Source organism: Bacillus sp. KS1 (assembly GCF_020075515.1).
Classification (GTDB): Bacteria; Bacillota; Bacilli; order Bacillales; family Bacillaceae; genus Bacillus; species Bacillus velezensis.
Genome location: NZ_JACAWW010000004.1, coordinates 143,919 through 168,825 on the forward strand (window position 1 = coordinate 143,919; position 24,907 = coordinate 168,825).

The following is a 24,907-nucleotide window of genomic DNA, read 5'->3' on the forward strand; positions in this document are numbered from 1 at the left end:
AGTCCCGCTTACCTTTACTCGGATGAGATGGAACGGCGGGCAGCTATACGACATTACCGCTGCCGCGCGAGCTTCCAGGCGAGCAGATCTCTTAAAAACTCCGGCATAAAGTATTGCTTTTCTTTTGAATCGCGGATGTAAGGGAACAGCTTTCCGAGTGTAAACATGTCGAGAACGGCAACCGAGTATATCCGCTCCGGATCAATCTCTTCTCCGTTCACTTTCACATTGAGGAGATGCGTCACACCGTCTTCAAGAATGCCGGCCTCTGCCTCCGCTCCGGCATATACCATCCTGCCCATCACTTCCCCGCGGAAGCCGAGGCCTTTTATCCGCAGCTGCTCCATTTGTTCCGAGGCGGCCTGGCTGATTGTTTCCTGGAGTTCCCTTCCTGAAAGACGAACGGCCACCGGATTGATCGGATGAGGGCAGATACGGTGCAGGTCAAGCTTTGTGACAGGCCCCTTCTGTAAAGGCCCCAAAATGACGCCTGAATTCACCATGCTGACTTCACAGCCGCACCAGCTTTTCAGCGCTTCGGCTAATAGAAGCGGGAGCGGCGATTCCTCAAACCACTTCACGCCGGCTTCTTCATTCAGATTGGCGACTTGTACGGAGAGCAGGTTTTCCGCTTCCCGTTCTTTCTCTTTCAGAAAAGCCGCCGTATCTTCAGATTCCCCTTGCCAATCAGCCATTTTCTGTACAGATGCCTGTTTGCTGACAATGGTTCGTGATTCACTTTCTATCGTCAGCTCGACACAGCCGACATAGTTCCCGTATTTCTCCGCACATGCAAGCAATACGCCGTTTATGTCCTGTCCGTCCTCAAGAAGGTGGTGCGTATGTGATTCAAGAATGACATCGATGTCTGGAAATTTTTCCGCTGCGGCCCGGTCATCGATCAGGCCTAAATGAGAAAGCAGAATGATGATGTCCGCTTTGCCCTTGATATCGTCAAGTGATTCTTGAATGCTTTTTTCCGCATCCGTCACCGTCCAGCCGAGTTTTTGATAGACGGGATAATACGGCACCGTGACGCCGAGTATACCGGCGGTCATCCCGTTTTTCAGCGTTTTGATCACGTAGGGCTCGGCCCATTCCGGCCGCTGTCCGTCCGCGTCAAACAGGTTGGACACAATGACGGGAAACGCGGCATGGGTATATAAATCCGCCAGCTCATCGTGAGGCAGCGTAATTCCTTCATTATTCCCGACGGCAGCCGCATCGATCTCAAGCCGGTTTAACAAGTCGACATTTGCTTTGCCGAAGGTCGCTTCCGTTATCATTTGGAATCGGTCCATATGATCGCCGATGTCGAATACGAGTGTTTCCTCCCCGTCCTTTTCATGCTCACTTCTCTTCTGCTCAATATAATGTACGATTTTCGGCCAATTTTCGAAATGGCTGTGCAAATCATTCGTATGATATAAACGGAGCTTCTCTAACATACCATCTCTCCTACCTTTTAGCTGAATATCCCTTGATAAATCAATTCACAGCCGATCAAAATCAAGACGACCCGCATGAAAAGCACGATCGTTTTCGTCTGCACCCGCTTATTGACCCACGCGCCCATTTTGCCGCCGAACCACGCGCCCGGAACGAGGCACAGCGCATACAGCCAATTGACATGGCCCTCTGCGATATGTGACACGGAACCCGTCACGGAGGATAAGAAAATAATGAGCATTGACGTCGCCACAGCCACTTTCGGCGGGAACAAAAATAACAGCATCATGGCCGGAACCATAAGAGAGCCGCCGCCAATGCCGAAAAGACCGCCCAATAAACCGACGAAAAAGGCAATCACGATACCGGTGAAAATACGGTACGAATATGTATAAAGCTCACCTGATTCATCCTCATATGTCCGGATCATGCCTTTATGCGCTTTATTGACCGGTTTTGCTTTCGCCTTCAGCATTAATGTAATGGAAATCAAAATCATAAAAAGTCCGAACCAGACGGAAAACGTATGCGCATTAAAAAGTTTAGACAAATACGCGCCGATGATGCTTCCCGGGCCGGAACCGATAAAAAAGATCAGTCCGCTTTTGTAGTCAACGGTTTTATATTTCATATAGGCCAGAGTTGATGACAGTCCCGTAAAAATAATCACCAAAAGGGACGTGCCGATGGCAGTCTGCGGTGTTACGTCATGGAAAAACGGAGTCATCGTGCTTAAATAGAGCATCGCCGGCACGATGATAATTCCTCCCCCAAGCCCGATCAGGCTGCCGACCGTTCCCGCGATAAATCCTAATATGATCAATATAAGATAAGACATGTGTCTTGAAACCTCTTTTCTAGCTGAATAGGTCGAGCTGTTTCGGAGCAAGCCCGGTATATGAGATATCTAACATTTCAAGCATCTCAAGCCCGTTATCGGCGGCGTCTCCGCCTGAGTTATTGTTGAAGAGCACATACAGATTGCGCGACTGCTTTTTCAGCTCCTGAAGATTGTTTTTCCAATCTTTGAGCTCCTGTTTGTTATAGCGGTATAAATATCTGACCTCACGCCAGTTTTGTCCGCCGTCTGGTTTGATCCAGCCCTGCTTGTTCCGCCCGTGAAAACGGACAAGCGTTTTTTCTTCATCCGTTGCTTTCAGGACGGTCGGAATGCTGCCCTCGCCGATTTGCGGCTCGTCACATATGCTGTGAATCCAGCCTTCCTCCTTCATAAAGGAAAGCGTCTGTTCATAAAATGGCGGGGAAAACCAAGACCGGTTGCGGAATTCAAGCGCGCACGGAATATCGCCCATCTGCTGCCTGCACCATCTTAAATATGCGACGTTTTCTTTCTTGCAGTCAAACCACGGCGGGAATTGGAACAGCACCATGGCAAGCTTTCCATGCTCTATATACGGCGATAATGACAGCTTAAACGCCTCAAACATTTCTTCCTTCGATTCAAAGGGAATATCGCCGCGCTGATGGCCCGTCATTCCTTGATATGCCTTAATGACAAATTGAAAAGATTCCGGCGTCTCTTTGACCCATCTTTCATTATTACGGGCGGGCTGTATCGCGTAAAAGCTCGCGTCCAGCTCGACGATGGGAAAATGGGAGGAATACACCTGCAGTTTTTGCGGGCCCGCTGTTTTCGGCGGATAGATGCTGTCATGATCCCCCCACCCCGTCAGTCCGATATAAATCACAATCCTTCACCTCTCACTCTAGTTTATCACAGGTGTTTTTCTCTTTCTGTTTCCATGTTTTTTCTGAATGCACTTTTCAGGAACCGGTACTGATGTTCATTGGTGTCCGAAAATGCCTCATCTCTGGAAGAAAGAATGTGCTGATAGACGATCGGCTCTGAAAACTGACCGCTCGTGAAATCATATATCTCCCCGTCTATTCGGTTATAAAAATGCCAGCTTGTGCCGGTTTTTGTTTTGAGAATGTCACCGCCGTAAACATCTTGGATGACTAAAGCCGTTACGCCGCACTGGCCTTTGGCCGGGCAATCTTCCGTCCATTTTGTACTGGTCTTGCGCGACCAGGATGCCGTTAATATGTTCAAGATTTGATTATACAATGTGTTTTACTCCTTTTTATAAAAAGATACCACGAGACCCGCTTTCCAAACGACAAAAAAAGCCGATTCTCCTCAGAGAATCGGCTCTTTTATTTCAGAAGGCTTCAGGAATGTTCCGAAAGCCCCGCTCTGCTTACCCACGCCATCCTGATACACACAGCGCCCCTTGCTGTAGGTCGCAGCAATTCGGTATGGAAAGGTGCGGCCTTCATACAGGCTTTGCTTATGTTTGGAAAACATCGTTTCTTTTGTGACGGTAAAAGGTTCCGGCCGGACAATGGCAAAATCAGCGTCAAATCCTTCTTCAAGCCGTCCTTTATTCGTTAAACCGAAGCGCTCGGCAGGTGCTTCGGCCGTCCATCGGGCCACATGTTCAAACGGAATCCCATGATCGATCGCTAATTGAATCATGCCGAGAAGCGTAAATTGGCCTCCGCTGATCCCGCCCCACGACAGAAACATATTATCCTCGCGTTTCAAAGACGGATGACAGGGAGAATGATCCGAAGACACCATATCAATCAGGCCCTCAGCCAAAACTCCGATCAATTCCTCTTTATCAGCCTCTGAGCGGAGCGGCGGAGCGCATTTGGCGGCCGCCCCTTTTTTGAGGAAGTCTTCAAAGCTGAATAATAAGTAGTGCGGACACGTTTCAACGGTGACATCCAACCCGTCTTTTTTCGCCTGCTGAATAGAGAGCACGGCCCGTTTCGTGCTGATATGTACAAAATGAAGCGCGCATCCCGTCGCTCTCGCATATTCAATCGCCCGCTGCACAGCCTCGCATTCGGCTTCTTCCGGACGGGAGGAAGCGTAAGCGCGTGCATCAATTTTCCCTTGGAGCGCGTACTCGGCTTCAAGGAATCGTGTGAGGGCGTCGCTTTCTGCGTGCAGGGCCAAAATCTTGCCGCACGCCGCGATTTCCTTCATTCCCTTTAAAAGAGTCCGTTCATCGGCTGATTGAAATTCATCCGTTCCCGATTTAGACAGAAACGCTTTAAACCCGATTGCCCCCGCTTCTGCCATCGGCCGGATATGTTCGGTATATCCGGGCATCAAACCGCCCCAAAGCGCAAAATCAACCGCTGACTTCCGTTTGGCGATTTCCGCCTTTGCCAGCAGGTTTTCAGCAGTTACCGTCGAAGGGATGCAGTTAAGCGGCATATCAAAATAAGACGTACAGCCGCCGGCAGCCAGCATATTTGAGCCGGTTTCAATGCCTTCCCATTCTTCGCGGCCGGGTTCATTGAAATGCACGTGACAATCGACCGCGCCCGGAAACACATACATGCCGTCAGCCTGCACCACTTGTTCCGCGTTTTCGTCAATGCCGGGCCCGATCAAGGCAATTTTCCCGTCCTTGACGGCGATATCGGCCTGCTCTGTTCCGCCTTTTCGCACAGCTTTCGCACCCTTTACAATTACGTCATAGGCCATTTTATCTTCCTCCCTGTAAGGATGACGATTTTCTGTCAGTTTTTATCACAACATGCGTCTATGATTGTCAGTTTACTGCTACTATGATCGTAATACATCAGCAAAACCGCTATAATTTTTGATGATTTTTATTCATATTAACCAATGGTTGTCTTTAGAACCTGAAAGGAGATTGACTGATGAACATTTATGATGTGATGAAGATTCCCGCTTATGAGCGGGCCGCAATAATCGCAGGCAGATCCGGCGGCTGGAGGGAGGTGCAGCACGTCAACATGATGGATGCGCCGGACATCGCTGATTTTTTACATAAAAACGAATTGCTCGTCACGACGGCTTACCACTTGAAGGACCGCCCGCAGCTGTTGAAAGATTTGATCCGCCTCATGGCAAAACGGGGCTGCGCGGGACTGGGGATCAAAACGAAACGTTATCTTAATGTCATTCCGAAAGATGCCGCGGAGCTTGCCGACCGGTATGAATTTCCGATTATTGAGCTGCCGGAAGACATCAGGCTCGGAGATATCGTCAACGCCACTCTGAGCCATATTCTTGATATGCGTTCAAATGAGCTGCAGCAGGCCATTTACGCCCATAAAAAATTCACAAACCACATCATGAGCGGCAAGGGACTGCAATCCCTGCTTAAGAAACTCTCAGACATTCTCCGGCTTCCCGTGCTGCTTTTGGATCAGCATACAAAACTCTTATCATCGTCCCACCGCATACCCATTGACACGTCTGTATTGAAAAACATCTGTTATTCCCTTTCCGGGCCTTATTTCACCTGCTTTTCCATGCTGTCCGACAGAAAGGCGTATTCTGTCCTGCCGATTCTGAATGTTGAAAAAAACTGCGGTTATCTGGTGATTCCGGAGCTGGTGCAGACCGCTGATAAAGGCATGATTTTGACAATTGAACAGGCGGCCAACGTCATTTCCTTTGAACTGCTGAAAGAAAATGCCGTCAAACAATTCGGCAGACGGGCGCGCAATGAATTTTTCAGCAATTTCATCGACCGCTCGTTTACCGGCCATGAAGAAATCAAAAGCCGCGCCAAGGAATTCCGGCTCCGCTGGGATCAGAAATACATGTGCATTTGCGGAAAGCTTGACCGAAATGAGAAAACAATCAGCTTTACCGAAAATCAGCTCGTTTCCGATCATGTATTTGATCTGCTTGAAGGGGAGCTGTCATCCTTTCCGTTTCCCCCTCATCTCTTTATTAAAGGAAATGTCGGTATTCTTTTAATTGAAGCGACAGACAGCTGGAATGAAATGCACGCGTCTGTCATCAGCTTTTTGGAGCAGTTTCAAAAGCAGGTCCGGACGCAGTTTAAACGGACTGTCTCCTTCGGCATCTCAAACATATGCCAAAAGCTGATCGACGTCCCTGACGCTTTTACTGAAGCTTCAGACGCCATTTCATCCGGGCACTTGTCCAGAAGCGCGGAGTTTATTCAAATCTATCATGCCAAAGACGTGCCGGAGCTGCTCCGCCTGCTTCCCGCGGAAGATGTGAAGAAGTTTTACGAAGCCACCCTCCAAAGCCTGGCCGACCGGCAAAAGGAGGACCAGAGCCTGCTTCATACGCTGTCTGTTTACCTGGAGACCCACTGCCAGATTTCAGAAACGGCTAAGCGCCTGTACGTCCATCGAAATACGGTGATCTATCGTTTAGAAAAATGCGAGGAACTGCTCGGCAAAAGCTTAAAAGATCCGGAGACGACGATGCGCCTGCGGCTCGCGCTGAGAATGCAGCGGCTGATCGTTTAAGAAATCGTTAGAGATAGGGATGCGGGTGTTCTCCCGCATCCTATTTAAGGGGGATTCATTCAGCTAAATCCTCAAAAAATGCTGCCATCAAAATCTGCTTCCAGTGATGTCATCAGGCTTTTTCGATATTCAGGATGCAACCGGTAATCTCGCCCTTTTTAATTTCATCCCAAACTGCCTCGGAAGCCTTTGCCACAAGCACCTAGTATCCTTTATGATGGTTTCACCGTTCATTTCAAAATCAGCAGGGGCGACATAAGATTCAACAACTTCACCGACACCGCCTTGAAAGTCATGCTGCTTATCAATTTCACGGGCATCTTTCAGGAAGCCGTGAGCGGCCTTCTCAATTTCTGCAGATGTCATGAAATCCTTGTGAGCATCCACTGTGTCCGGCTCATAAACGATACCGTAAACAAGTTTTTGTGCGTCTGCTTCTTTCGCAAGGATCTTTACTTCCTTGTGAAAGTCAGGCTGCTTTTTTGATTTCATAAAAAAGAAGCTGCTTTTGATGAGCAGCCTTGTCTACATAAGAAACATGTGTGATTTTTGCGTTTATCAATTCTCTTCGCATGTGTTCACCTCCTTTCAAAATAAAAACCCCTATCAAACAGAAGGGGTATAAGCATAATATTCACTTGAAATTTCTTTAAATTGAGCTATTAGTTCTTCAATTATTTTAAAATATTCAACTGCGTCACTGTATTTAATATCCTTTGCTTCTGGATAGTCCCTGGCAACTGCATTTCTCAAATTCAGTAATGAAAATATGATGTTTCCTGTTCTAGTTGAAATATAATTCTCTTGCTGAAGAAATATCACAATTTCTTCTGCTGCACCTATATTAGGAGCATTAACTCTCACCAACATATATCTAAGCTCTTTTTCAAGTTCCAGCCACATTTTATAAATTGCCTCTTGTGGTGAAACCTTAGCTAAACGCATAACTTCATCAATGAATAATTGCTTTTCTTGACCTACCTCATCCTTTTTCTCTGTTTGCTCAATTACTTTACCAAATTCTAGTTCAGATTTTATCTCACTAACCTTATCTCCAAAGCTTAAATCTAAATCTTTATATTTCAGATTTGTGAGATTGCCAATTCTATTGATTAAACTACTAATTGGTTTTTTCAGTATAGCCACAACAATTACTATTGCAACTGACCAAGAGTTTAATATGGACGAGAAAAATTCCAACCAATTCATATAATAACCTCATTCCCAAAAGTAATGAGGTTATTATACTATTTTATTCCATGTTTGCTAAGGCTTCTCTTCGAATCTCTTCTTTTTCATCAGCTGACAAGCTTGTTGACCTCTTGGCATATTGTTCACCCCCTTTCAAAATATAAAAAGAGACACATTATTGTGTCTCACGCCTTGATCTTGACAGATTTATCTAATTTTTGGTCTAATCAGAAAAGGAGGTGATAAAATTAATGAGTAATACTAACAAAGGTTCTGATTATTCACGGAAAAATAATTCAGTAGACTCTACACCATCCCGAGTACCTAGACCTCGACCTACAAGTGAGGTACCAGTTCCGAAAGTTGAAAAAAGAGACCGGTTTTCTGTAGATGTTCCATCCTCAAGAATACGAAAAGGCAAATAATTCAATCCTCAATAGGGTTATCTGATTCATTATCAATAATTTGTGCTTTTTTAATTTCAGATTTTTTAAAAACGCCTATTTTTATACCTGCCTTAACATCTATATAACTCTTTTCAATTTTTAAATTGTACTTTTTTACGAGTTCGGTAAAATAAGTTATATCTCGTAAAACAAAGTTTCGTTCAGGCTCTAGCGGCCTGGACACTTTTTCTATATCTCCAATTATTTTTTTATCCTCATTGTCAATCTTAGAAAGTTCAACTACATTCTGCCCCTGTGACACAAAAATTTCTTCCCAAACTGTTTGGTATTTGGAAAGCCCGTTTAAGCCTCTTTTTCTACGAACCTTATTAACAGCTCCTATAACCAATTTTAAATATAGTTTAGTATAAATTCTTGCTACACAGTAACTAAAGATAAGGCTGAATACAAAAAATACTGCTATAAATGAAAAGCTGGTTAAGTGACTATTCAGGGTTGTTAGATCACCTATATAATCACCTTTAAAGTGTTCAGTTATTCCGTTAGTCTTAGTCGAATAATAGTTTAATAAGCTATTCATTATAAGAACTAATATATTGTATGTGATCAGACTCAATCCTGAGACAGGAATCCATAACAACACACTTATACCTAACATTTCAAAAGGATTGTGCTTTTGATTTGGAGTCAACCCAAACAGCTGTAACCAATAGTAACAAATTAAACCAGGAATCGTGAATATAATTGTTGATATAAATTGGTCCATATTTCCCTCCTTATATCAAAAATATAACATTTATCTGGATTTTTCCAATACCTAATCTGCTCTTTTATTTCTTTAGTTAGGCCGAGAATTTCATTATCTACCTCATGCGATAGCACCCAGCTACAATTAACCCGCTCAGCGGCGGAAAGCTTTGTGTCTCGCTGATACATACAGGTTTCGCTGCTTCCTGGTATCTTGAATTCTTCGTCAACACCAACAGTCGAACACGTCTAGACCAAATACCGCTTCTGACAGGCCATGCAAGGGGATTTTATAAAATTTCCGAAATAGAAGGGGACGGTTCCCCTCCGTGAATCGTAATGAAGCTTCGTGTGTTGGCTAATGGCTGTCTGGATGATGGTCTCACTGTCATCCTGGAAAAATCACTTACTTCTATAAGTCTTTCTTTTTAACAGAAACCGCAGATATAGCAGCAGAAATAACTATCCGCTCCGCTTCTTATGCACTCTCTGTAACATGGAGAATTATAAAAAGGAGGGCGCGCGGAAACATAGGGGGAGCTCCCTGAATGAGTCAATTGATAGGCCCATGGATAATAATTAAATTCTTGCCGCTGATACAAATGGAATGACGGGTAATAATACAACATTTTCAACTCCTTTTCCGTACACCATATTGTACTTACCGACACCCTTTTTAGATGATTGTCTCTTGCATAATTGTGTGTTGGCCTAATTGCGGGTTTTAGCCTGCAAAATCCGTGCAGGGGAGCCATCACAACATCTTCCGTGAGAGGTTTTATAAGCTAACCTCTCCTTGTTGTCACCAATCAACCCCTACACCCGGTGAACGGTTCTTATTATCCCAATGACCCGTTTAGGCAGACTGTTCTCACTCTGCATACGAAACAGCAAATACCAACACCGCTGCTTTTTCCCTTTCTTCATTTACGCCGATCTATGTTATTCCCGCCTGAATGCCTTCTTTTTTGATCAACTTCCGGCAGATCAAATTCGTCAGACTCGTCAAGCGATAAAACTGGTTTTACTTTATCTACACCTGTTCCGGTTTCCATTCGCGCCATGCTTGAGCATACGGAACAACTGGTTCGATATGATTTTCCCTCTATGCGCATCTCTGCAATTGCAGAGATGCAGACAGCTAAAGAATAAACGACAATCAGCAAAAAGCCTCCGGATCCCCGGAGGCTTTTGATTCTTATCCTTGCTGCGTGAACGGCCGGGTTTGTGTCTTTTTGCCCCAGCCAAGCGCGGCCAGAAAACTGATGGCGAGAATGGCAGCTCCCAGCATATACGGAAATTCCATATTTACGTCAAAGAGAAAACCGGCGGCTGACGGTCCGGCGATATTCGCTAAGCTGATGAATGAGGTGTTCATCCCTCCGGCAAACCCCTGCTGGTCACCGGCGAGCTTCGACAGCATCGTGTTAACGGCCGGCCGGAGCAGCGATGTCAGCGTCAGGAAAAAGATTGCCGCGGCAAAAACGGCCCAATATGAACCCGCAAACCGGCACCACACAAGTCCTGCAGCAGCCCCGATCAACGTCACGTTAATGACGCGTTTTTCCCCGAACTTGCGGACGAGATAACTGACGCCGACCGCCTGCACAAACACGCCGATGAGACCCGCAGCCGTAATAATAAAGGCAATATCAGACGCTTTAAATCCGTGTTTATGGTCAACGTAAAGGCCGAAAACGGATTCAAAGTTCATAATTCCGAAGTTCAGCACAAAAACCAGAATCAGCATAAACGCGAACGGCGATTTGAGCGCGCGTGACATTTGCTTAAACAGATGCTCACGTTTTTCCGTTTTTGCCCGGGCTTCCAGCTGCTTTTCACGTCCCAGCGTTTCGGGCAGAAAGAAAAATGAAAGCACACTTGAAAAGCAGGCAAGACTTGCAGACACGATGAACGGCACAGACATGCCGTAATGAACCAAATAGCCTCCGACACCGGGCCCGATGACAACACCGAGCGTCATCGCCGCGCTGAACAGCCCCATTCCTTTCCCGCGTTCTTCTTCGGTCGTAATATCCGCAATGTAAGCGAACATTGACGGCATTAAAAACGCCGCGCCCATTCCGCCCAAAAGGCGGGATGCGAACAATTGCCACAGGCTTCCGGCAAAGGCGAAGATCAATTGTGACACGGCAAAGGCGGCGATGCCGAAAATAATCAGTTTCCGCCTTCCGTATTTGTCGGTTATTTCCCCGGCAATAGGCGCAAATAAAAGCTGTGTAAGCCCCGCCGCCGCAACAAGCAGACCCATCGTGCTCCCCGTCGCGCCGAATTCGGTAATATAGGTGGGCATAATCGGAATAATCAATCCGATTCCAAGCATCGCAATAAACATATTCAGCATTAAAATTGACAATCGGCCTATGTACGCCATGATTTCTTACCTTCTCCCCAGACAAACAGATGATCATTCCATATTTGTCATTTTTTATACCATTCAGTATAACGGGCAAAAGGGAAAAAAGTCCAGATGATTTCAATCTCGTTTTCAAGTCTCATGACAGCACACCGGTTTCAGCCGGCAGATCATATATGTTAAGGGCCGCCTGCAGCGCTTCCCCGGCTTTAACGGCAACTCCGTGTCTGATCAGAACCGCTTCAAGTCCGGCCAGCACAAACAGCACATTTTCCTTTCTGCAGCTGTAGCCCATCGTTCCGATTCGCCAAATTTTCCCCTGCAGCGGACCGAACGAGCTGGCGATTTCAATTCCGAATTGAGACAAAAGCATCCTTCTGATCGATTCGCCGTCTGCTTCCGGCGGAATCTGCACACATGTGACGACAGGCAGCTTCGCCTCCGGATCGCCGAATAAATCAAGGCCCATCGCTGCAAGTCCCGCCGTAAGCGCTTTTTCGTGACGCCGATGTCTGCGGAACCGTTCTTCAAGTCCTTCTTCCAGGACAAGGCGCACACCCTCCCGCAGCGCATAAAGCATTGTTGTCGCTTCTGTATGGTGATTCAGCCTTCTTTCACTCCAATAATCTTCGAGCTGGCTCAGATCAAAATAGTTGCTCGTAACCGGGCCATGACCGGACAGCATGTTACCGTCAGCCGCCGTCGCAATGCCCCGTTCTACCTTTTTACGCGCGGCAATGACAGCGGCCGTCCTGTCATTATAAGTAATCGGCGCCATTCCGGAAGGGACCGATAGGCATTTTTGCGTTCCCCCGATGACTGCGTCAATCTTCCACTCATCCGTTTTTACGGCGCAGCCTCCGATCGTGGCCACGGCATCCACGATAAAGAGTGCGTCTTGGGCGCGGCACGCTTCCCCGATTTCTTGCAGCGGGTGAATCCGTCCCGTTGATGTTTCTCCGTGCACCATAGCGACGATTTTCGGGGAAATCTTTTTCATCTCGCTGATAACCTCTTCAGGCCGGAAGACCGTTCCCCATTCACACTCGATCGTATGAACGTCCGCTCCGTATCGCTCGGCGATTTCAGTCAGCAGGTATCCGAAGCGTCCGTATATCGGAACGAGCACGCTGTCGCCCGGTTCTATCACACTTGCGAGAACAGCCTCAATCCCCGCTCTTGATGTGCCGTCAATCGGATAGGCCCAGCGGTTTTCCGTTTGAAACAATTCACGGAGCATTTGCATCGTTTCGTTCATAATGCCGGTAAATGCCGGGTCAAACTGGCCGATGATCGGAGCGCCCATCGCCCTCAGCACCCTCGGTTCAGCTTCTGTCGGTCCCGGTGTCATAATCGTTCTTTGCGGAATGCACAATTCTTTTCTGGTCGGCACGCCGATTCCCCCTTTACGTTAATAGGCAAGTTTATGTAATACATTCGCCAGCGTAAGGACGCCGGTTTCAAGCTGATGTGCGGGTGTGAATTCAAGCGGCGAGTGGCTGATCCCGCCACGGCTCGGCACAAACAGCATGCAGGCCGGAAAGGTTCTGCCGAGCATCTGGGCGTCATGTCCCGCTCCGCTTACAATTTCCTCCGGGTCCGCCCCCTGCTCTTTTGCAGCCTCTGCTGCGGTTCGTGTCAGTGTCTGATCCATTTGAACCGGCTCTATCCTCATATATTCATCAATAAAGGGTCTGACTCCTTTGCCGCGGCTGATGTATTCAACAATCGATACCAGTTTCTGATGGAAGGCTGCCAGCACGTCTTCCTGCCGGTGGCGAATATCAACGGAAAACTGGATACGGCCCGGAATGACATTCGCCATATTCGGTTCAACCGTCATTTTCCCGCACGTCAGACGGAGCTCTTCCGGCTGCCTTTCCGCTGAAAGCATCAGTTCGTGGATGATGCTGCTTCCCGCTGCGAGCGGGTCTTTCCGCCATTTCATTGAAGTGGTGCCGGCATGGTTGCATTCACCGTCAAGCGTAACGGTATAGCGTCTCTGTCCGGCAATCTCGGTGACAATCCCGATATCCTTTCCTGATCGTTCAAGCGTTTGCCCCTGTTCAATATGAATTTCCAGAAAGGCACTAATATCAGTGCGCAGCGGCGCTGGATAACGGCCTGCACCGAAGCCGTTCTGCCGCATGGCTTCTCTCAGAGAAATGCCGGACGCGTCTGTCGGCGTTTCCGCATCTGAAAGCGAGAAAGCACCGGTGATATTGCCTGAGCCCCAATAGGTGATGGGAAAACGGCTCCCTTCCTCTTCACAGAGCGACACAGCCTCCAGCGTTTTTTTCGGACGCCCGCACGTCTCATGCAAGTGCCGGATCGCCAGCATGCCCGCCAGCACGCCGAACGCACCGTCATATTTTCCGCCGTCAATAACGGTGTCAATATGCGACCCGGTCAGAATCACCTCATCAGGCGATTCTGTGCCGTTCAGCCGGCCGAACACGTTACCGACATCGTCAAATGCCGTTTCCAGCCCGAACGCCTCCATTTTCTTTTTGACGGCAAACTGGGCGTCCATCCATTCTTTCGTATATAAAAGCCTCGTCACTCCGCCGGAAGCGGAAGCGCCGAATTGAGACAGCCATTGTATGTCATCGGAAATCCCGATATTCGCCGCCGAAAGCTGCTGATGTTCCATACACGCCCTCCTTTTAAACTGAAAAACTGACAAGATGATCTTCATTATAGAAGGAGCGCATAACGAGTTCATTATCATATCTTCCAAAAAATCAATGATTTTCCGGATACTTTGACCAATAAGCCGAAGGAACTATTTTTCAAAAAAGATAGAATATTAGATTTATTTTTTGGATAATAGAGGTAAAGGAGGGCAATTCATGACAAAAAAACTTTGGTTTCTGCCGATTGTCTGCCTGTTTTTCATTTTTGGATGGGCCGCGCCGTCAGCCTCTGCGGGCGCGCCGGCTGACACGAATCTGTACAGCCGGATGGCGGTTTCAACTGCCGGCGGCACAACTCTTTTTCCGCAAACTGCCTCAGCTGTCATCACTCCGTCTGCGGATACGGACACATATTACAAAGAAGCTTCCGGAAAAAGCGGAACAGCCTTAAAGAGCGCCCTGCACCGCATCATCAGCGGACATACAAAGCTGTCTTACAGCCAAGTATGGAATGCATTGAAGGAAACTGACGAAGATCCGGCAAATCCGAACAATGTCATCTTGCTCTACACCCAGGAATCACGGGCCAAAAGTAAAAACGGCGGCAGCGTCGGGGACTGGAACCGCGAACACGTGTGGGCAAAGTCACACGGAAACTTCGGAACAGCTGCCGGCCCCGGGACGGACATTCATCATCTGCGCCCTGCAGACGTCCAGGTGAACAGTGCCAGAGGAAATATGGATTTTGATAACGGCGGCTCAGAATACCCGAAAGCGCCGGGCAATTATTACGACGGTGATTCCTGGGAGCCGCACGATGAGGTTAAAGGAGACGTCGCCCGCATGCTGTTTTACATGGCGGTGCGTTATGAAGGAGACGACGGGTATCCCGACCTTGAGCTGAATGATAAAACCGGAAACGGCTCAGCTCCTTACATGGGAAAACTGTCCGTTTTGCTCAAATGGAATCAACAAGACCCCGTCGACAGTAAGGAAAAACGGCGGAACGAAATCATTTACGAAGACTATCAGCATAACCGCAATCCGTTTATCGACCATCCGGAATGGGCGGACGAAATCTGGTAATCGTATCATAAAAAGTGATAAGGGAGCCCCGATCATCAGGCTCCCTTTTTCAATATACGGCGTTTTCAGTGTCGGCATCAAAAAAGACGGCCCGGTTCATATTGACCGCAAGCAGAATGGCATCGCCGGGTTTCACCTGTGAGGCGCCGTCAAGACGGATCGTCATGCGGTCATCTCCGCTCACCGCATGAACGTACATCTCCGCGCCTAAGTTCTCACATACTTCCGCCACAGCGCGGCACGCCGCTTCAGGCGGGTGCTCTGATTGTCCGGCAAGCGTCAAATGCTCCGGACGCAGCCCCGCAATCATCTCCTTACCGCTGTATCCTTTCTGCACAAGAACGGCCGCTTTTTCTTTCGGAATGGGCAGACGAACGGACGAACCGGCAAAATACCATTGCTCGTGACTTTCTTCAATGACGCCTTTTATAAAATTCATACTCGGAGAACCGATAAAACCCGCCACAAACATATTCGCCGGATGATGATAAATCTCATGGGGGCTTGCGGCCTGCTGAATATCTCCTTCATTCATCACGACAATCCGGTCGCCCATTGTCATCGCTTCCGTCTGATCATGCGTCACATAAACGATGGTCGCTTTCAAACGCTGATGGAGTTTGCTGATTTCGGCGCGCATCGTCACTCGCAATTTCGCATCTAAGTTGGAAAGCGGCTCGTCCATCAGAAACACTTTCGGCTCCCGCACGATCGACCGGCCGAGCGCAACCCGCTGCCGCTGTCCGCCTGAAAGAGCCTTCGGTTTCCGCTTGAGCAGATGCCCGATTTCCAAAATATCAGCGGCCGTCCGGACTCGCTCCGCGATTTCTTTTTTCGGCAGCTTTTTGAGCTTCAAACCGAACGCCATATTGTCAAACACCGTCATGTGGGGATACAGCGCGTAATTCTGAAAAACCATCGCGATATCACGATCCTTCGGGGGCAGATCGTTTACCGCGTCTCCATCGATATAAAGCTTCCCCTCAGAAATGCTCTCCAGTCCGGCAATCATTCTGAGTGTCGTAGATTTGCCGCAGCCGGAGGGACCGACTAGCACCAGCAGCTCCTCATCTTTTACATCTAAGTGAAAATCCTTCACTGCCGCCGATTGGGCGCCGTATGTTTTTTTGATATGGTCAAATGTTAATGATGCCATTCGAAACCTCCTCCAATACTGGAAACCGCCACATCTTTCTGTTATGTTAAAAATGTTCGGGGTTTCTGACAGATTCATAAATGAAAAGCAAATTTGTATTATAACGTCATAATACATATAATAGTACTACTACTTGACAAAGGAGGTCCGTCCCATTGTTAAATAACGGGAGCTCGAAACCTTTATATATTCAGCTGAAACAAATTATCGCGGACGATATCAAGAAGGGCGTTTATTCGCCGTCCGTAAAACTGCCGACTGAAAATGAGCTGTGCGAAACGTACAACGTCAGCCGCATAACGGTCAGGAAGGCCATCCTTGATCTTGTGGAAGAAGGCTGGCTCGTCCGGCAGCAGGGAAAGGGAACTTTCGTTAAAAGCCCTAAACTGAAGCGGGAGCTCATCGCGGTCAACGGCTACTCTGAATTTATGGAATCAACGGGGAAAAAACCGAAACACCAGATCCTTTCCCATGAAATCATTGAAGCGCCTAAATCCATCGCCCAAAAACTTCGCGTCGCTTCCGAAAGTCCCGTTCTTGAATTAAAACGCATTTTATTTCACGACGACCAGCCGCTCTCATTCGAAATCGCCCACTATCCGCTCAGTTTATTTCCCGACATCGGCAAGCATATTAAAGGCGGCGTGTCGATGCATGACATTTTGAAACAGCACTATCAGGTGGTGCCCACCCATAATACGAAGCTGTTAAATGTCGTATACGCCAAGCAGGAAGAAAGCCGCTATCTGGCTTGTGATATCGGGGATGCGCTTTTTGAAATTGACAAAACCGCTTTTATGTCAAAAGACCAGCCGATATACAGCTCGCTGTTTTTAATGCATACCGACCGCGTCACGTTTACCATTAACAGTCCCTATGCGTAACAAGTATAAAAAACGAGACAATGCTTATCGTATTCTCGTTTTTTCACTGCTTTTCCCGCCGCCCGGCCTGTAGGGATGCCCGTAACCGAACGCTCCGAACCCTCCGCATGTTTTGGCAGCCGTCCCGGCGGCCGCAGTAAGCGCTCGCCGAATATCCTGATGCTCGAAGAAATCGGTAAGAAACCCGGCGATAAAAGAATCACCCGCGCCCAATGTATCTATTATATCAGCTCTTACCACCGGCTGATGATAGACGCGTTCCCCATCCGATAACACCGCGCCATATTCTCCCCTTGTCAGACAAACGATTTTCGCTCCGAAACCGCGGGCTTTTTCGGCAAGCCGCATACATTCACTTTCACTCAAATCACTCCCGGAAAAAAACGCATACGTCACGTAGGGGCAGACCGCTTCTAAATAGGCTTCGTCACGTTTTACAGAGAAGTCAAAGGAAATCGGCACATGGCCGCTCAGCATCGGGAGGTCACGTTCTATCCTGCTGTATACGCTCGTATGCAGCAGATCATGTCCTGCGATAAATGAGATGTCATTCTCCTGAAAAGCGAGCGTCAGACGCGATTGCACGCCGCCTTTATTTGATCCGGCAAATATCCTGTCCCCTCTTTCATCAAGCGTGACGACCGCCATCCCGTTTTCTCCGTATGCCCGGCGGATCAGATCGGCATTCACCTTTTCCAGTTTCAGCACATTCAATACGTGATCCGCCGCTTCATCACTGCCGAGAATCCCGATATAAGAAGTTTCGTGGCCTAAGCGCCGGGCAAGCACGGCTACATTTAACGCATTTCCGCCCGGGTAAAACGTCTCCTGATCCTGATAATAATCTACTACATTATCTCCGGCCGCTATCAGTTTCATCTTTTCATCCTCCTTATCCTTTCACGCTTCCCGCTGCAATGCCGCGGATAAAATATCTCTGCATTAATAAAAACAGCGCGATGATCGGAGCAGCAGAAATCGTCAGCCCGGCCAGCAGCACGCCCCAATCCGTCTGCAACGCATCTCTGAACTGCATCAGCCCGGCCGGAATCGTCCGTAAATTTTCATCATCGATAAAAATAATCGCAAACATAAACTCATTCCATGTATGGTAAGCCGTCAAAATGCCTGATGTCACCAGAATCGGCACGCTCATAGGTAAGAATATTCTGAAAAATATTCCGAAACTTGTACATCCATCCAGATAGGCAGCTTCCTCAAGCTCTTTGGAAATCGACAAAAAATAGGAACGGATCAGAATCACGGTAAACGGAATACGGTAGGCGGCGTACGGAAGAATCAATGCCCAATACGTATTGTACAGTCCCAATGACTGGATAATGGAGTACAGCGGCACAAGACTGACCTGTGGCGTCAGCATCAAGCCGCCAAGACAAATGATCAGCACAAACCCTTTTCCTTTAAATTGAAAACGGGCCAGCCCGTATGCCGCCCAGGCGCTCACAAATACGGTGATGAGACAAGTCAGCACGGTCACAATGACGCTGTTCATAAAATAAGCGGAAATCCCTTGGTTCCATGCGGATACGAAGTTTTCGGGATGCCAGACAGAGGGCAGCGACCAGCTGTGCTCAAAAATCTCATCCGAGCTTTTAAAGGCGCTGACCGCCATCCATAACAGCGGATATGCAACGGCAATGAGGTAGATAAAGAGAAACAGCCACACAGACGTTTCCCCGACATACCATTTTCTCGGTTTTCCGCCTGTTCTGACGGCCTGACGGGCATGACGCAAGTCCGTCTTTTCAGGAAGCATCGGCTACTCCTCCTTTCCGGTCTTAAAGAATTTCATCTGAATAAGCGACAGAGCAAGCGTCAGCAAAAGCACCACCGTCGCGATCGCAGAAGCGTAGCCCATCATATCCTTTGTAAAAGCGCTCTTATACAAAAATGTGCTCAGCACTTCTGAAGCATTGCCCGGCCCTCCGCCGGTCAGAATATACGGTTCATTAAATACGGTAAATGCGCCGGTCAGCGTCATCACCACGGCAACAAACGACATTTCTTTCGTCTGCGGCACCGTAATGTGAAAAAACTGCTGGATTTTTCCGGCTCCGTCCAACTGCGCCGATTCATATAATTCAGCGGGAATGCTCTGAATCGAGACAATGTACAGCATGGCGATGTAACCGACAGACTGCCATTGAGACACAAAAATGACAGACAGCATAGCGGTGTTTTCATCGCCCAGCCACGCCCGGGTCAGTTCATCAAGTCCGACGGCTTCCAGCAGCTGATTCAAAAGCCCGATTTCCGGGTTATAAATAAAATCAAACAACAGCGCAATGACGGTCATAGAAATGACGACCGGAAGAAAAAAGACCGTACGGAAAAAAGGCGACCATTTTCTTAACAATTTGTCCTCCAGCACGGCCGCCAGAATTAAGCCGCCGCCAACCTGGCAAATCAGCGATATGACCGCATACAGCACATTGTTGCGGAGTGCTGTAAAAAACACGGGATCGTGAAACAGGTCAATATAATTTTTCAGACCGATAAACGTCTTTTCGGGTTGAAATGAGCTCCATTCAAACAGACTGAAAAACACATTCTCAATAATCGGAATGTAAACGAACAGTAGAAAAATCAGCGCGGGCGCGAGAAACAGATACGGAATGAAACGGTTTCGGCTGACCAAGGAAATCCTCATCTCCTTTCTCCAAAGAAATCTGTTCTATTCAGATGACGCTTTGACCTGACGCGCCGCTTTCTGCACGGAATTCATCACCTCGCGCGGTGTCATTGTGCCGCCGAGCATCTGCTGAACGCCTGCCGCATACACATCGGCGATTTCAACGTCAACATCCATATCAAACCACGGCACCATTGTTTCTGCGCGGACGATATCCTGCACGGCTTCGCGCTGGATCGGGGCGGAATTGTTTTCTGTCGCCGTTCCTTGAACCGCGCTGTATTTACCGACGTCTTTTATCAGCTTCTCTCCCATTTTTTTCGAGGTTAAAAACTGAAGAAATTCCATGGCTTCTTTCGGGTGCTTCGTTTTTGAGGAAATCATAAATCCTTCCGGAGATCCAGTCAGTGCACGGGAAGATCCCTTTTCGCCGCTGATTTTCGGGAAAGGAAACAACCCCAGATTGACCGGTTCGACGAGCTTAATTTCTGCCGTTTCCGCATAAATCATCGCCGCTTTGCCGCTCGTAAACTGCTGGCGCACGTATTCGTGATCAACGGAGTTCACGTGCTTTGTAAAGTACGGCAGAAGTTCCTGAAGCTTTTCAAGCGCTTTGACATAGCCTTCGTCCGTAAACTCCCCGGTTTCCGGGCTGTAATCCTTCGCCCGCGTTTTTTCATCCACCATACGCTGGTTCAGCGTCCCGATATAATGAGAAATGGTCCAAGGCGCTTTTGTGCCGAAACTGATCGGAATATATCCGTTCTTTTTCAATTTCTCAGAGACTGTGATCAGTTCATCCCATGTCGCCGGGGGCTTCAAATGTAATGCATTAAAAATGTCCTTATTATAAAAGAATGATTTAGCGTCCATTTGCCACGGAACACCGTACTGTTTTCCGTCATGCGTAAAGGGTTTGATTTGTGACTGCACAAGCTGTGAGGACCAATCTTTATCCTGCTGATAGTAAGACGACAGATCGAGGGCTTTATTTCCTTTGATGAATTTATAAGCAAACCGGTCGCTCCATGAAAAGAAAATATCAGGGGGGCTCGTTGTTCCGAGCATGACTTTCACCTTGTCTTTATAAGAATCGTTTAAGACCGCTTCCGTTTGGATATGAATATCCGGATGAGCGGCTTCAAATTCTTTGACCGCTTCTTCAAAATAGCTTTTTTCCGGCTCCTTCGGCCACCTGTGAAAAAACTTCAGGGTCACTTTTCCGTCAGAGGAACTGCTTTGGCTTGAACAGGCGGCGGCTGACAGACATACAGCTAACAGAACGAACAGGCAGATGAGCTTTTTCAGATGCTTTTCCTCCTTTGTCACCGGACTATAACGTTATATATCATTATAGTCCAGTGAAATATAATGCGCGTTCTTAATATTCGACTTTCCACATGTAACGCCGCTTGCTTAACGGATGGTTCCTTGCTTCCGCCAGCGCATCCGCATAGCTTCTGAGCACCCGGTTTAATACGAGAGGAGCCAGGTAGCCTTTTACAGAATCGTCAATTCCGGAAAAATCATATGCTGCCGCATCAAGCACAGTCAGTTTTTTGCCGTATCTTTTTGAGAAGGAAAGCGCCCGCTCTTCAAGGGGTCTTGTTTCGTCTAAGCCGAGCAGGATAATAAATGGAACGGATTCATCAATGATTTCGAACGGTCCGTGAAAATATTCTCCGGCATGAATGGCGTGGGAATGAATCCATTGCATTTCCATGAGAATGCAGATGCTGTAGGAGTAAGCGACGCCGTAGTTCGCACCGCTTGCCATCGTGTAAATGATATCTTCTTTTTCGTGGGCTTTCGCGAATGCCTTTGCGTGATCCGCTTCTTGTTTAAGCGCTTTGTCATATACGGTCTGGAGCTTATTGAGTCCGTCGATCGCCTGTTCAAACGCGGGATGGTTTTCCAGCACGTGTAAAGCGCCGAACACGATTTGATACAGAACTCCGTAATTCGTATTTATCGCCTGTGCGTTCTCACCCCAGTCATACACCGCGACATATTCGGCTTCTTTCGCTAACGGCGAATCAGGCTCAAAGGTCATCGCAATTGTAAGCGCGCCTTTTTTACTGGCGAAACCGGCGGCTTTCACCGTTTCCGGCGTATTGCCTGACTGAGAACATAAAATCACGAGAGAGTTCTCTCCGAGCTGAACCGGATTGCGCTGAATAAATTCATTTGAACTGTAGAGATCAGAGCTGATGGCTTTCGCCTCTCTGTCAAACACGTACTTGCTCGGATACATAATGGCTGAAGAACCTCCGCAGGCGACGAAAAAGACGTGATCAATCGTTTTTCCTTTCAGATCATCCAAGAAAGCCTGAACCTTGTGATTCACTTGTGCGGCAGTTTGACTCAAATCCTTCACTCCTCAGTATTTTATTATATAACGTTATATAACATTATATAACGTTATATTAATCGCAACAAAGGTGCGTTGTCAATCATATTTTCTGAAATTTCTAAAATATAAAATAAAACCTTCTTATTTCCCGCCCTCTCTTGACCTGACCCTTAGAGACACGTTTAGAATGAAAAACAGGGAGTGATTCAGAATGAATATAAAAGAAGCCGCCAGGCAGACGGGACTCACGAAAAAAGCCATCAAATATTATGAGCAGGAAGGTTTAATCACCGTCAGCAAAAACCCTGATAACGGATACCGTGAGTATTCCGCTCAGAACGTGAATACGCTGAAAATGATTGCCGCCCTCCGAATGCTGGCACTGTCTGTAAGCGATATTAAAGCGTTCCTCTTAGAGGGCAGCAGTCTGCATGATATACTGCGCCAGCAGCATCAAAAGCTCAGCCGGCAGATTGAAGAGCTTGAGCAGGAACGGAAACTGACTGAAATGCTGATCAAGCGCGTGGAAGATGCGGAAAATGTCGATTCAATTCTGCATGATATCGGCGAGGTCAAAATAGATGAACCGAAATATATGGGACTTCAGCTGAAAAAACTGTTCCCGGGAGATTTTGGAGAATTTATCGCCGCGCTGTTTGAACCGTTCCTCGACTTTTCTATTGATACAGATGAGAAAAAAATGATATGGGCGGAGCTTATCAAAGTATTAGATGATATGGAAGAAGTTCCGGCTGCACACCCGATGATGCAGCTGGTCGGCAAGGAAGATCCGGCTCAGCTCCAGCAGCATAAAGTCCAGCATGATCAATTTATCGAGCGTATTTTGGAGAGAGACCCCGCCACTTGGGATACTCATAAAAACATCATCATTCAGCTTGTGAAAAGAGTGCAGACAGATGAAGAATACCGAGAAAGCCTGATCAAGGTCGGAGAATCAGCTTCTGATCTTCCCGCGCTGAAGGCGGGATCGCCTTTCAGCAATCTTCTTCAAAAGCTCAGCCCGAAATATGACACGTACGTGCGACTTCAGCTTGAACTGAAAAAAGAAGCCGACGAGGAACTCGGCTTTGATTCAGAAGCATATTTAAAACAGATGCTTCAATCAAAAAAACGCTAAGGTTCGTCTCCTTAGCGTTTTCTTTCTTCAGCCTCAGTGCTGCGCGTTAATGCGGTCAACGACATTAGCGATGAGCTGCTCTTTTCCTAAGTCGGAATCTTCGTCAACGCTTGCTACTGTCAAAATGATGGCCGCTACCGCAAGAGCGATCGTCTCAATGGCGGCCGCCGCGTTTAAAAATACCCATACAGCCGTTGCGCATTGGCCGATGGCCGTTGATTTTCCTTTGTCCATGCTCTTTTTGTCAAACTCTTCTTTCAGCACTTTCGCCATAATCTGCGAACCTTGATCAATGACGCTGTTCACTTTTTCATAATCGCCACTGTAGACCGCCGCTTTTAACTCTTTAAAATAATCCGGCGATGACTTTTTAATATCAGCAATCACCTGATCGGACACTTGCTTTAATTCATCCTGATCAATCTTTTTGACAGCCTTGGTATCCCATACTTCGGGAAGGAGCTTTGCGACCTCACCTTGTCCGAAAAAGATGCCGGAAAAAATGTCTTCACCCGAATAAGAGACCGACGGCTCAGTTTTCGCCGCGGCATGCGGGCCGACTAATGCGACCATTAAAACAAACACCAGCATCATGGCAGCTGCGGACTTCTTGCTTTTAACCATATAATTTCCTCCTTTTCCTTTTATTGAGAAAATTGTATCTGATAAAAAGGGGATTGTAATGGTTCAAAGCTACTGTTTTCTCTGCCGGCACCAAAAACAGGACCAAAATACCAGCCACCGTAATGGAAAACGAGGTAAGCCCCAGCATAACGGCAAAGATTTCGTGCATAAAAATGGAGATAAACAATATCAAACGCCAATAGGTTTTCGGAGCGAACAAAGCGCAGAACATAATGGTTTGCACAATGAGCGTGCCCCACGTCGGGATGATGACAAGCTTGGACTGCAGGATAAAGTCAAACAGACCGTGAAGCGCATCCGGCAGACCCAGCATCGGATCGTTCAAATAGTAATAAACAGCGGTTCCGTTCTGCCACTCTTCTTCCATCAGTTTGGCAATGACAGAGTTAAAGTACAGCATCGCGACCTGTATTCTGATGATTGTCAGTGTCGCCCAGCATAAGGAGCGGTAATAAGGCTCAAGCGGTCTTTTCTCAAAAGACGCCTCGTACGGAGACCAGTGCCATTTCCGCGGATCGGTTAATGTCAGCGGGAGTAGCAGCAGCGTAAAAACGGCAGCCACTTGATCTCCCCCGTCAAGAGTAACGGCGGAGTTTTGGAAGCTGTACGAAATCCACCAGTGAAAAAAACCGGTGAGGCGGGGCCGCCAGCCAATGACGACAAGGATTAACATACAGATACAAACGGCTTTGACGATCTCAATGTAACGGAAATCGGGAAACAGCAGAAACAGGCTGAACGTGTCGGAAAAGCTGAGCATTTGATTTTGCGTTTTGAAGAAGACAGACGCCGGATTGAACAGCAATGTCAGCAGCGTGCCGAGCGCGATTAAGCTTCTGGCAAGCCCGTACACATTTGTCCAAGGCGGATTCTTCATCATCCAT

Annotated in this window: 22 protein-coding genes and 3 pseudogenes; 4 read left to right on the plus strand and 21 right to left on the minus strand. The window is 47.6% G+C overall.

From position 1 onward, the window contains the following. Positions 1–53: 53 nt before the first annotated feature. The 5 genes from HWY38_RS01070 to HWY38_RS01090 all read right to left on the minus strand — a co-directional run bounded on the left by HWY38_RS01070 (position 54) and on the right by HWY38_RS01090 (position 4,975). Complete coding sequence (locus HWY38_RS01070) at positions 54–1,448, minus strand: bifunctional metallophosphatase/5'-nucleotidase (protein ID WP_224181094.1); 1,395 nt, start codon at positions 1,446–1,448, stop codon at positions 54–56. 17 nt (positions 1,449–1,465) lie between these two features. Further along, positions 1,466–2,287 carry a sulfite exporter TauE/SafE family protein gene (locus tag HWY38_RS01075; RefSeq protein ID WP_007613562.1) on the minus strand — a complete coding sequence of 274 codons (822 nt, stop codon included), beginning with the start codon at positions 2,285–2,287 and terminating at the stop codon, positions 1,466–1,468. A gap of 19 nt (positions 2,288–2,306) precedes the next feature. Then, entirely contained in the window at positions 2,307–3,158 is an 852-nt protein-coding gene (locus HWY38_RS01080; RefSeq protein ID WP_007613564.1) for a DUF72 domain-containing protein, read from the minus strand. 26 nt (positions 3,159–3,184) lie between these two features. Beyond that, on the minus strand, positions 3,185–3,538 hold the full coding sequence (locus HWY38_RS01085; RefSeq protein WP_007613566.1) for a hypothetical protein: 354 nt from the start codon (positions 3,536–3,538) through the stop codon (positions 3,185–3,187). Between the two features lie 72 nt (positions 3,539–3,610). Next, a complete protein-coding gene (locus tag HWY38_RS01090; RefSeq protein WP_224181095.1) occupies positions 3,611–4,975 on the minus strand; it encodes an allantoinase in 1,365 nt (454 codons plus the stop codon). Positions 4,976–5,154: 179 nt separating this feature from the next. Between HWY38_RS01090 and HWY38_RS01095 the strand changes: the two genes are divergently transcribed. Next, positions 5,155–6,750, plus strand: coding sequence for a PucR family transcriptional regulator (locus HWY38_RS01095; protein WP_224181096.1), 1,596 nt, complete (start codon positions 5,155–5,157; stop codon positions 6,748–6,750). 139 nt (positions 6,751–6,889) lie between these two features. Here HWY38_RS01095 and HWY38_RS01100 read toward each other — a convergent pair. From HWY38_RS01100 to allC, 8 genes and pseudogenes are all read right to left on the minus strand, one after another. Further along, positions 6,890–7,324, minus strand: a pseudogene (locus tag HWY38_RS01100) (XkdF-like putative serine protease domain-containing protein); the annotation flags it as partial. Positions 7,325–7,356: 32 nt separating this feature from the next. Beyond that, a complete protein-coding gene (locus HWY38_RS01105) occupies positions 7,357–7,959 on the minus strand; it encodes a hypothetical protein (RefSeq protein ID WP_059367889.1) in 603 nt (200 codons plus the stop codon). A gap of 408 nt (positions 7,960–8,367) precedes the next feature. Continuing rightward, positions 8,368–9,114 carry a hypothetical protein gene (locus HWY38_RS01110; RefSeq protein WP_224181097.1) on the minus strand — a complete coding sequence of 249 codons (747 nt, stop codon included), beginning with the start codon at positions 9,112–9,114 and terminating at the stop codon, positions 8,368–8,370. Continuing rightward, positions 9,069–9,338, minus strand: a pseudogene (locus HWY38_RS01115) (hypothetical protein); the annotation flags it as partial. The gene HWY38_RS01110 and the pseudogene HWY38_RS01115, both read right to left, overlap by 46 nt. Positions 9,339–10,018: 680 nt before the next feature. Beyond that, on the minus strand, positions 10,019–10,261 hold the full coding sequence (locus HWY38_RS01120) for a hypothetical protein (RefSeq protein WP_224181098.1): 243 nt from the start codon (positions 10,259–10,261) through the stop codon (positions 10,019–10,021). A 32-nt stretch (positions 10,262–10,293) separates the two neighbouring features. Beyond that, positions 10,294–11,490, minus strand: coding sequence for an MFS transporter (locus HWY38_RS01125; RefSeq protein WP_015418151.1), 1,197 nt, complete (start codon positions 11,488–11,490; stop codon positions 10,294–10,296). Positions 11,491–11,611: 121 nt separating this feature from the next. Beyond that, a complete protein-coding gene (locus HWY38_RS01130) occupies positions 11,612–12,823 on the minus strand; it encodes a pyridoxal-phosphate-dependent aminotransferase family protein (RefSeq protein ID WP_263433248.1) in 1,212 nt (403 codons plus the stop codon). 60 nt (positions 12,824–12,883) lie between these two features. Next, positions 12,884–14,125 (minus strand): allantoate deiminase, encoded by a 1,242-nt coding sequence (gene allC / locus HWY38_RS01135; RefSeq protein WP_224181100.1) that lies wholly within the window; start codon positions 14,123–14,125, stop codon positions 12,884–12,886. A 199-nt stretch (positions 14,126–14,324) separates the two neighbouring features. On the opposite strand from allC, the gene HWY38_RS01140 reads away from it, so the two are divergent. Further along, positions 14,325–15,194: an endonuclease I family protein gene (locus tag HWY38_RS01140; protein ID WP_224181101.1), complete on the plus strand. Its 870-nt coding sequence runs from the start codon at positions 14,325–14,327 to the stop codon at positions 15,192–15,194. A 49-nt stretch (positions 15,195–15,243) separates the two neighbouring features. Here the strand turns inward: HWY38_RS01140 and HWY38_RS01145 are convergent, their stop codons facing one another. Further along, positions 15,244–16,350, minus strand: coding sequence for an ABC transporter ATP-binding protein (locus HWY38_RS01145; protein WP_224181102.1), 1,107 nt, complete (start codon positions 16,348–16,350; stop codon positions 15,244–15,246). Positions 16,351–16,505: 155 nt separating this feature from the next. On the opposite strand from HWY38_RS01145, the gene HWY38_RS01150 reads away from it, so the two are divergent. Next, on the plus strand, positions 16,506–17,234 hold the full coding sequence (locus HWY38_RS01150; RefSeq protein WP_012118372.1) for a GntR family transcriptional regulator: 729 nt from the start codon (positions 16,506–16,508) through the stop codon (positions 17,232–17,234). A 24-nt stretch (positions 17,235–17,258) separates the two neighbouring features. Here the strand turns inward: HWY38_RS01150 and HWY38_RS01155 are convergent, their stop codons facing one another. The 5 genes from HWY38_RS01155 to HWY38_RS01175 all read right to left on the minus strand — a co-directional run bounded on the left by HWY38_RS01155 (position 17,259) and on the right by HWY38_RS01175 (position 22,255). Beyond that, the gene (locus HWY38_RS01155) at positions 17,259–18,113 is read right to left on the minus strand and encodes a PfkB family carbohydrate kinase (protein WP_032867112.1); all 855 of its coding nucleotides are present in this window, start codon (positions 18,111–18,113) and stop codon (positions 17,259–17,261) included. Positions 18,114–18,126: 13 nt separating this feature from the next. Further along, the gene (locus HWY38_RS01160) at positions 18,127–19,011 is read right to left on the minus strand and encodes a carbohydrate ABC transporter permease (RefSeq protein ID WP_003151895.1); all 885 of its coding nucleotides are present in this window, start codon (positions 19,009–19,011) and stop codon (positions 18,127–18,129) included. 3 nt (positions 19,012–19,014) lie between these two features. After that, entirely contained in the window at positions 19,015–19,905 is an 891-nt protein-coding gene (locus tag HWY38_RS01165; RefSeq protein WP_373681447.1) for a carbohydrate ABC transporter permease, read from the minus strand. 24 nt (positions 19,906–19,929) lie between these two features. After that, entirely contained in the window at positions 19,930–21,195 is a 1,266-nt protein-coding gene (locus tag HWY38_RS01170) for an ABC transporter substrate-binding protein (protein WP_224181408.1), read from the minus strand. Between the two features lie 73 nt (positions 21,196–21,268). Further along, positions 21,269–22,255, minus strand: a complete 987-nt coding sequence (locus tag HWY38_RS01175) for an SIS domain-containing protein (protein WP_224181103.1) — start codon at positions 22,253–22,255, stop codon at positions 21,269–21,271. A gap of 196 nt (positions 22,256–22,451) precedes the next feature. Between HWY38_RS01175 and HWY38_RS01180 the strand changes: the two genes are divergently transcribed. Next, positions 22,452–23,378 (plus strand): MerR family transcriptional regulator, encoded by a 927-nt coding sequence (locus HWY38_RS01180; RefSeq protein WP_224181104.1) that lies wholly within the window; start codon positions 22,452–22,454, stop codon positions 23,376–23,378. 33 nt (positions 23,379–23,411) lie between these two features. Here HWY38_RS01180 and HWY38_RS01185 read toward each other — a convergent pair whose 3' ends face one another. Both HWY38_RS01185 and HWY38_RS01190 read right to left on the minus strand, forming a co-directional pair. After that, the gene (locus tag HWY38_RS01185) at positions 23,412–24,002 is read right to left on the minus strand and encodes a sporulation delaying protein family toxin (protein ID WP_007410098.1); all 591 of its coding nucleotides are present in this window, start codon (positions 24,000–24,002) and stop codon (positions 23,412–23,414) included. 84 nt (positions 24,003–24,086) lie between these two features. After that, positions 24,087–24,903: pseudogene (locus HWY38_RS01190) on the minus strand (sporulation-delaying protein SdpB family protein); the annotation flags it as partial. Positions 24,904–24,907: the final 4 nt, after the last annotated feature.

What these genes read in the sequence shown, in the direction of transcription:
- allC (WP_224181100.1), bottom strand. Translation starts at nt 14,125, where the DNA reads ATGGAACATCAGCAGCTTTCGGCGGCGAATATCGGGATTTCCGATGAC.
- HWY38_RS01165 (WP_373681447.1), bottom strand. Translation starts at nt 19,905, where the DNA reads ATGAGGATTTCCTTGGTCAGCCGAAACCGTTTCATTCCGTATCTGTTT.
- HWY38_RS01110 (WP_224181097.1), bottom strand. Translation starts at nt 9,114, where the DNA reads ATGGACCAATTTATATCAACAATTATATTCACGATTCCTGGTTTAATT.
- HWY38_RS01105 (WP_059367889.1), bottom strand. Translation starts at nt 7,959, where the DNA reads ATGAATTGGTTGGAATTTTTCTCGTCCATATTAAACTCTTGGTCAGTT.
- HWY38_RS01130 (WP_263433248.1), bottom strand. Translation starts at nt 12,823, where the DNA reads ATGACACCGGGACCGACAGAAGCTGAACCGAGGGTGCTGAGGGCGATG.
- HWY38_RS01155 (WP_032867112.1), bottom strand. Translation starts at nt 18,113, where the DNA reads ATGAAACTGATAGCGGCCGGAGATAATGTAGTAGATTATTATCAGGAT.
- HWY38_RS01145 (WP_224181102.1), bottom strand. Translation starts at nt 16,350, where the DNA reads ATGGCATCATTAACATTTGACCATATCAAAAAAACATACGGCGCCCAA.
- HWY38_RS01125 (WP_015418151.1), bottom strand. Translation starts at nt 11,490, where the DNA reads ATGGCGTACATAGGCCGATTGTCAATTTTAATGCTGAATATGTTTATT.
- HWY38_RS01180 (WP_224181104.1), top strand. Translation starts at nt 22,452, where the DNA reads ATGAATATAAAAGAAGCCGCCAGGCAGACGGGACTCACGAAAAAAGCC.
- HWY38_RS01160 (WP_003151895.1), bottom strand. Translation starts at nt 19,011, where the DNA reads ATGCTTCCTGAAAAGACGGACTTGCGTCATGCCCGTCAGGCCGTCAGA.
- HWY38_RS01090 (WP_224181095.1), bottom strand. Translation starts at nt 4,975, where the DNA reads ATGGCCTATGACGTAATTGTAAAGGGTGCGAAAGCTGTGCGAAAAGGC.
- HWY38_RS01095 (WP_224181096.1), top strand. Translation starts at nt 5,155, where the DNA reads ATGAACATTTATGATGTGATGAAGATTCCCGCTTATGAGCGGGCCGCA.
- HWY38_RS01185 (WP_007410098.1), bottom strand. Translation starts at nt 24,002, where the DNA reads ATGGTTAAAAGCAAGAAGTCCGCAGCTGCCATGATGCTGGTGTTTGTT.
- HWY38_RS01070 (WP_224181094.1), bottom strand. Translation starts at nt 1,448, where the DNA reads ATGTTAGAGAAGCTCCGTTTATATCATACGAATGATTTGCACAGCCAT.
- HWY38_RS01140 (WP_224181101.1), top strand. Translation starts at nt 14,325, where the DNA reads ATGACAAAAAAACTTTGGTTTCTGCCGATTGTCTGCCTGTTTTTCATT.
- HWY38_RS01075 (WP_007613562.1), bottom strand. Translation starts at nt 2,287, where the DNA reads ATGTCTTATCTTATATTGATCATATTAGGATTTATCGCGGGAACGGTC.